We start from the raw sequence: 6,312 nt of genomic DNA, 5'->3' as shown, positions 1-6,312 counted from the left end.
AAAAACTCACAACCTCTCAGGGTCAGGCCTGCGCCAGCCAGCTTTCGAGGCGTGCGGCGTCGGCGTCGCTGATCGCCACGATGCGATAGCCGGCCCAGATCTGCCCGGAACTGGCGGCTGCTTCGTGCCACTGCTCCTGGATGCCGACCTCGATCGGTTGCGACTGGGTCAGCATCCGGCCCGAGCCGGGCAGGGTCATGCTGACCTGGTACAAGGCTTCGCTGCGCGGTGCCTGGGCGCTGATCAGCAGCATGCCGGTGCTGGAAAGATTGCCGAGATGGCCGATCGGCAGGCCGCTGATCACGTCGGTGACGATCGCATTGACGGAGGCGCGCTTGCGCTCGGCGCGGCGCTGGTTGCTGGTGCTCATGCGCGGGCGCTCCCGGACGGCGGGCGTCGTGGCTGCAGGCTGCCGGTGAGGCTGCGCCATGCGCGGTCGAGCAGGCTGTCCGGCTGGGCCGGCACTTCGCAGACGCGGCCGCTGGCGACTTCATGGGCAAGCTGGGTCAGGCTCATTTCCTCGCCGCGCTGGCCGCGCCGGCTGACCAGCAGGCAGCGGCCGGACATTGGCGAGTACCACGCCAGCTTGCGCCGGGAGATCTGCCCGCTGGCCGGGTCGATGAACTCGAACCAGCTGCCGAACGGCAATTCCTTCAGATGCTGCTCGATGCGCCGCAGCCGCGGATCGGGCGGGGCGTCCTGCTGCGGCGCAGCCGCCGCGACCGGCGCCTGCGGTGTTGCCGCATCGCCGCGGGCCGCCGGCGCGGTCGCGCTCCTGCGCGCCGGTGATGCCGCGGCTGCCACCACGGCGGCCGCCGGGCTCGCCGCCGGTTCGTGGCTGGACTGTTGCTCGCCAAGTCGCTGGTGCTGCTTCAGCCGCAACGCCAGGTCGGTGGCGCTGGGCAGTTCCGTGGAGGGGTCCGGCGTGCCGGCGCCCAGCAGCCGCTGGGCCACCTGCACCGCCTCTTCGGCGTGCATGCCGATCTGCTGCAGGCCCGATTCCACTTCCGTCTGCAGGTGCAGGCGATCGTTGACCGGCAGGCGGCCGAGCAACTGGTCGGTGATCTTCAACTGCTCGCGGAACGCGTCGCTCTGTTCGCCATGGCGCAGCAGGGTCAGCGCCAGCACGTCCGACCAGGCGCGGTCGAGCAGGGCGCGCAACAGGCCGCGCGGTGGCGATTGCGCGAAACGCTCGGCCATCAGCTCGCTGGCGCGGCGACGTGCCTGGTCGAGCCGCTCGCGGCCCTGGGCCGCTTCCACATGGCGCCGCTCGGCGGCCTGCGCTTTGCGCGTGAGCAGGGCCAGATGATGCTCGATGTCGGCCAGCAAGGTGGTGTACAAGCCGGCACTGGGCGGCTCCTGGTTGGCGCGGCTGACCAGCTGTTCCAGCTTGCTCGCCAGCGGCCGGTTGCTTTCGTCATCGCTGCCGTCCAGCCAGTCGTTCGCGGCGGCGGTGACCGTATCCAGCAGCCGGCGTGCCGGATGCTCGCGCTTCTCGAAGAAGCCGTGGTCGGCCACGGCCATGCGCAGCACCGGCAGTTGCAGATCGGTCAGCAGGTGGCTGGCGTTGCCACCCTGCTGCAGCTGATGGCCCAGCTGTTCGAACAGGCGCGCGACCAGTTCCACCGTGTCGCCCTGTTCGTCGCTGAGCTGGGTGCGCGGGGCGCCGGCGGGTTTGCCGAAATTGAGCTGGGCGACGAGTTCCTCGCGCAGGCGGGCGGCGCTGCGCAGCTCGCGGCTGGCCTGGTCGGTGACCTGGGCGAGATGCTGCTGCAAGGCGCCCAGTGCCGACTGCAGTTCGTCCTCGCTGGCCGCGCGTCCGCCGGAGCCGCCGCTGAGGCCGCCCTGCACGGCACGTTGCTGCGCCAGCAGGTCGCGCAGGGACTCCAGCACCTCGATCGGTGCTCCCGGCGTGCCACCGGACGGATGGACCGGCGTGGCGCTTGCGCTTGCCGGTGCCGTCGCGGTTTCGCCGGCGGCATCGCCGCTCGCGCTGCTGGTGCGGGATCGCTTGCCGATGTGCCGCGGGATCGGGATGCTGCGCAGCTGCGGCAGGATGCCGTCGGCCTTGAGCTGGGCGTTGATGTTGTCGTACAGCGGGGCCAGCGCCTGGATCACCCATTGATCGAAGTGCTGCAACAGCAGCAACTGATGCTTGAGCGGCAGCTCGAACCCGCCGCTGGCGGCGTGGCAGGCCCTGGCCATGGCGTGGGGACCCAGCGGCAGCGCCGGGCCTTCCAGCGGTGGCTCGCCGATCAGCACCGCCAGCCGGTAGCCCAGTTCGTACAGGACGTTGCTGTGGCGAACCTCGCCACGGGCGCCCAGCTGTTCGAGCGTCATCGCCACTTCCTGCTCGCCCGGGTCGACCAGCTCGAGCGCCTGCCACGGCTTCTCGTGGCCGGCCGGCTCGGCCGCCGCCGGGGCGCTCTCGCCAACCTGGTCCAGCGCGGCCCCGAGCTGTTCCATGAAGCGCTGGGCGAACGCGGCACGATCCTGCAGAACGCGCTGCCGGCTGGCGAAGCAGTCCTGCTGGACGCCGGCATTGTGGGCACGCTCGGCCAGCGCAAAAAGCTGCTTCTCGAATTCGCCCAGGCAGCGACGCAGGGGTTCCTGCAGCCCTTCCACGCACAGCGTGTAGCTGGTTTCGAACAGGCGCTGCGCGCGCGCAGGCCAGCGCGCGCCGCCGCGACCGCCCTGATGCGACGCAAACGGGTGACGTCGATCGTGTCCGACATCCATGCAAGTGCCTGTAAATTCCCCCGGAGCGGCCAGTTTATGCTGGTTTCCACGGCCATGTCATGCGGAGGCCGCAATCCGGGGGAGCTGGCCGGCGAGGGCGCAGTGGACGCCGGGTGGGGTGGTCGCCCAAGCCGCCGGGGCGGATCTATATTGTGTGGCCGGACCGGTTGCGACGACGTTGCGTTGACCCTCGCTCGGGCAGGTTGGGAAACGCCGTGCCATGTCAGGGGTCGGCGTGCAGCGCGGTGCCGGACAGGGCAGGGGGCAGACAGGCAGTGCAAACGACATCGACAAGATTCTGGCGTCGCCGCCGGCCATGGCAGTGGATGGCGCCGTGCGCGCCACTCCTGCTGGTGCTGGTCGTATCCGGCTGCATGCGGGGGACCCGCTCCGTGGTGGTCAGCCCATCGGCCTCGCGCGCCCCGGGCATCGGCGAAACGGGGCGTGCCGATGCCTCGTTCGCAACGATTGTCGACGAGCTGCAGCGCGGTCATTACGCGGAAGGCGAACAGGCGCTGCGCCGGCATCTGGCGAGGCATCCGGGCGATCGCGCGGCGCAGGCCATGCTGCGCCAGCTCACCGGCGATCCGCAGCAGTTGCTCGGCCGCGCGTCGCAGCCCCATGTGGTGCAGGACGGCGAATCCTACAGCTTGCTGGCGGCCCGCCATCTCGGTGATGCCAGCCGGTTCCTGATCCTGGCGCGCTACAACGGTTCGACCAACCCGTCGCGATTGCAGGTGGGCCAGACGGTGCGGTTGCCGGTATCCGGGGCCGGTGTCCTGGCGGAGCCGGTGGCGGCTGGCACCGGCGAAGCCGGCGACGGCCACGCGAGCGAGCCGTCGGCACCGGCGCAGGCGGATGCCCGACGCCCCGCGGAGGCTGTCGCGGAATCATCGGCGCAGAAGGCGCGACGCTTGCAGAAGGAAAGCATGGCCCTGCTGGGGCAGGGACAAAGGCAGCAGGCGCTGGCGCGCCTCGACGAGGCGTTGACCATCGATCCGCGGCTGCCGCCGGGCGGGGCCGCGGCGGCCTCCCTGCGCAAGGATCTGCTGGCCGGATGCCACCAGCGGGCCATCGTGCTGTATCGCGACCAGCAGCTGGACCCGGCCATCGCGTTGTGGGACCACGTGCTGGCCATCGATCCGGGCTACGAGCCGGCCACCGTCTACCGCGCCCGCGCGCTCGAGCTGAAGCAGCGGCTCAAGCAGTTCTGACTCGCGGGCGCGGGCAGCCGTCAGGCACCGCCGGATGGCGTCGTCGATCAGGGCTTGTGGCTGGCGCCGTCGTCCTCCGCCACCGGCAGGATCAGCGTGGGCCGCGTGACGTCTTCCACGGGGGTGGCGGCAGCCGTTTCTTCGGGGCCTTGCCGGCGGGCCTGCAGGGCGCCGTTCATCAGGTTGAACGCGGCGAACAGCCGGCCCAGTTCATCGCGGCGGACCAGCCGGATGCGGTAGCGGAAGTCGCCCCGGGCCACCCGCAGCATCGCGTTGCCGAGCAGGTCCAGCAGGGTCAGCAATTGCCGGGACAGCCAGTACGTTGCGCCGATCACCGCGACAAGCGTCACCACCAGCACGGCGATGATGACCCACAGCGTGGTCTTGCGGGCCGCCCGCAATGGCGCGTCGCTGATGCCCAGATGCAGTTCGCCCACCGTGGCCGTCTGGTAATGGATCGGCACGTCGAACAGCAGCATCGCGTCGCGGCCGGGGGCGCCGGTGTCGCTGCTGCGATAGCTGTCGATATCGTCCGATCGCGACAGCGGCTTCCTGCCGGTCAGCGCCGGCAAGCGGGTGCCGACCTGGTCGGCCTGCGTGCTGGCGATGATTTCGCCGTAACGATCGGCGATGGCGAGGTAGTGGATCTGCTGGTTGCGGGCAATGCTCTCGACCAGCGCGCGGGTGGCGGCGCGATCGCCGAGCAGCAGGTTCTCCGCCGATTCGTTGGCGATCATGCGCCCCAGCGAGCCGCCGAAATCCAGCGCCAGGCCGGTGACCGCGGCGCCCTGCTTGGCGTGGATCGCCGCCAGCCCCAGCAGCAGGGTGAGGCTGAGCGTGGCGCCGAGGACGCCGACCCAGCGCAGGCGCAGCGAGGTGATGTGGCTGGTCAGCGGCCGTTCGTGCAGGCGCTCGTACTCGCGGCGGGCCAGCCGCAGGTCGGCGACGACTTCGCTCCCCCGCTGATAGCGCTCCGTTGCCGCGGGTGCCAGCAAGGTTTGCACGATGCCGACCAGGATCGACGGCGTGGACGGATCGCGTGGCTGGAGCGAGGGGCCGGGCAGGTGCCGGCGCGCATGGATCAACTGCCGGATGTCGCTGGTCTCGGGCCAGGGCAGCTTGCCGGTGAGCAGCCAGTACAACACCACGCCCAGCGAGAACAGGTCGCTGCGTGCGTCGGTCGGGTCGCCGCGCAGCTGTTCCGGCGCCATGTAGGCGGGCGTGCCGGCGATCTGCGTGCGGGTGGTACCGGGCCCGTCCTGCACGCCGCGTCGTTCGGCGATGCCGAAATCGTTGACCCTGGCGTGTTGCCAGCCCTCGGCCAGCATGATGTTCTCGGGCTTGATGTCGTGGTGCACGACGCCCTGGGCATGGGCATAGTCCAGCGCGGCGGCGACCTGCCCGGCCAGCTCCATGATCGCCGGCAGTGATGGAAAGCCGTCACGGCTGACGCGGCTGGCCAGCGTCTCGCCGGAGAGCCGCTCCATCGCGATGTAAGGGCTGCCGTCGTCGGCCTCGCCCACGTCGAAGATGGTGACGATGTGGGGATGGGTGAGGTGGCCGGCGGCTCGCGCCTCGACCAGGAAGCGATCACGATAGACGGGGTCGGCGGCAACCTCCCGATGCAGGCACTTGATCGCCACCGCACGCTGGATCTCGGGGTCGAAGCCGGCGTAGACGACGGCCATCGCACCCTCGCCGAGCACGCCGTCGATGCGGTAGCGGCCGACCTTTGGGGGGATCTCGCGCGCGGTCACGGCAGCGGGTTCAGACCAGCCACCAGGCCAGCGCGACCAGCGCCACGAGCACCAGCGCGCCGACCGCGATCCGGCGTCCGTTTGCGGCGCGGGGTTCAGCATGTTCGCGGGTCAGGAACACCAACTCCGCGTGCCCCAGCCGGATGTGGTCGCTGTGCTTCAGCGTCGTCATGTGGATGCGCTTGTCATTCACGAACGTGCCGTTGGTGGACAGCGTGTTCATGATGATGTGGCGGCCCTGCTTGTTGGTGATCCAGGCATGGGAGGCGGACACGCTGGGGTCGTCGATGACGATGTGGTTGTCGTTGCCCCGGCCGATGGTCTGCCTGCCCTCGTCCAGGGTGAAGCGCCGACCCGCCAGTTCCGGGCTGATGCCTTCGAGTACCGGCTGGTGCACGCTGGCCAGGCCATCCAGGGGCGCTTCGGCCTCGCGGGTGTACCGGCGCAGCGTCTCGGTCGAAAAGAAGCGGGTTCCCTGCGGGCCGGAGGAGCGCTGGTCGGCAGGATCCGCCGGTGTCTGATTGTGGCCGTTCATGGAGATCCTGTGGATCGATTTCGTGGTCACTATAACCAACCGTCCGACCATGCGGACACCTCCCGGC

Annotated in this window: 5 protein-coding genes; 1 reads left to right on the top strand and 4 read right to left on the bottom strand. The window is 70.1% G+C overall.

What is annotated here, in order from left to right; genetic code table 11:
- Window positions 1–22 precede the first annotated feature (22 nt).
- A complete protein-coding gene (locus UU7_RS08295; protein ID WP_007807260.1) occupies window positions 23–370 on the bottom strand; it encodes a PilZ domain-containing protein in 348 nt (115 codons plus the stop codon).
- The gene (locus UU7_RS08290; RefSeq protein WP_007807258.1) at window positions 367–2,739 is read right to left on the bottom strand and encodes a DUF1631 family protein; all 2,373 of its coding nucleotides are present in this window, start codon (window positions 2,737–2,739) and stop codon (window positions 367–369) included. The genes UU7_RS08295 and UU7_RS08290 overlap by 4 nt, the downstream gene beginning before the upstream one ends.
- A 392-nt stretch (window positions 2,740–3,131) precedes the next feature.
- On the opposite strand from UU7_RS08290, the gene UU7_RS08285 reads away from it, so the two are divergent.
- The gene (locus UU7_RS08285) at window positions 3,132–3,953 is read left to right on the top strand and encodes a LysM peptidoglycan-binding domain-containing protein (RefSeq protein ID WP_238530909.1); all 822 of its coding nucleotides are present in this window, start codon (window positions 3,132–3,134) and stop codon (window positions 3,951–3,953) included.
- 47 nt (window positions 3,954–4,000) lie between these two features.
- On the opposite strand, the gene UU7_RS08280 is transcribed toward UU7_RS08285, so the two are convergent.
- Window positions 4,001–5,710 carry a protein kinase domain-containing protein gene (locus UU7_RS08280; RefSeq protein ID WP_007807254.1) on the bottom strand — a complete coding sequence of 570 codons (1,710 nt, stop codon included), beginning with the start codon at window positions 5,708–5,710 and terminating at the stop codon, window positions 4,001–4,003.
- Window positions 5,711–5,720: 10 nt separating this feature from the next.
- Complete coding sequence (locus UU7_RS08275) at window positions 5,721–6,245, bottom strand: FHA domain-containing protein (RefSeq protein ID WP_007807252.1); 525 nt, start codon at window positions 6,243–6,245, stop codon at window positions 5,721–5,723.
- Window positions 6,246–6,312 lie beyond the last annotated feature (67 nt).

The organism is Rhodanobacter spathiphylli B39 (assembly GCF_000264295.1).
In the GTDB taxonomy this organism is placed as follows: Bacteria; Pseudomonadota; Gammaproteobacteria; order Xanthomonadales; family Rhodanobacteraceae; genus Rhodanobacter; species Rhodanobacter spathiphylli.
The sequence above is the reverse complement of the archived record's forward strand: the minus strand, read 5'-3'. Positions and strand labels throughout refer to the sequence as shown.

What these genes read in the sequence shown, in the direction of transcription:
- UU7_RS08295 (WP_007807260.1), bottom strand. Translation starts at nt 370, where the DNA reads ATGAGCACCAGCAACCAGCGCCGCGCCGAGCGCAAGCGCGCCTCCGTC.
- UU7_RS08290 (WP_007807258.1), bottom strand. Translation starts at nt 2,739, where the DNA reads ATGGATGTCGGACACGATCGACGTCACCCGTTTGCGTCGCATCAGGGC.
- UU7_RS08275 (WP_007807252.1), bottom strand. Translation starts at nt 6,245, where the DNA reads ATGAACGGCCACAATCAGACACCGGCGGATCCTGCCGACCAGCGCTCC.